The following is a 336-nucleotide window of genomic DNA, read 5'->3' on the forward strand; positions in this document are numbered from 1 at the left end:
AGGCTGCAAGCGGCCAAAAGTCCTTTAGGTGCCCCCACAGTCCTTCTCCAGCCGGCCAGCAGGTCCGGTCAGGAGACAGATCATGGGACACTCTGAGTACAACCCCGCCTTCAAAGATCGCAGGCCTCGGAACAAGTCGCGCAGGCTCGGCGCCAAGAGCGCCCTCAAACCGCAGCAGATCTGGGCCATCCGATTTTGGCTTGACCGCGAGCGCCGCATCCGCGACCGAGCCCTGTTCTAGCGTCCGGACCCATAACGGTGGCGCGTCCTGCCACGGTGTGATTCAGGGTTCCTGTAGGAGGAGCCCATGGATCAGTTTTGGCTGACGGACGAGCA

The 336-nt window shown here is 62.2% G+C and carries 1 protein-coding gene; it reads left to right on the forward strand.

Features of this window, described 5'->3' with window-relative positions; all coding sequences use genetic code 11:
• The first annotated feature begins 82 nt into the window (after positions 1–82).
• Positions 83–241, forward strand: coding sequence for a hypothetical protein (locus WDW90_RS38580; RefSeq protein ID WP_336492931.1), 159 nt, complete (start codon positions 83–85; stop codon positions 239–241).
• Positions 242–336: the final 95 nt, after the last annotated feature.

Origin of the sequence: Methylobacterium nigriterrae, from assembly GCF_037106235.1 — a bacterium.
In the GTDB taxonomy this organism is placed as follows: domain Bacteria; phylum Pseudomonadota; class Alphaproteobacteria; order Rhizobiales; family Beijerinckiaceae; genus Methylobacterium; species Methylobacterium nigriterrae.

Bases quoted from the DNA above. Each gene is read 5' to 3' on its own strand.
- WDW90_RS38580 (WP_336492931.1), top strand. From the start codon at position 83: ATGGGACACTCTGAGTACAACCCCGCCTTCAAAGATCGCAGGCCTCGG.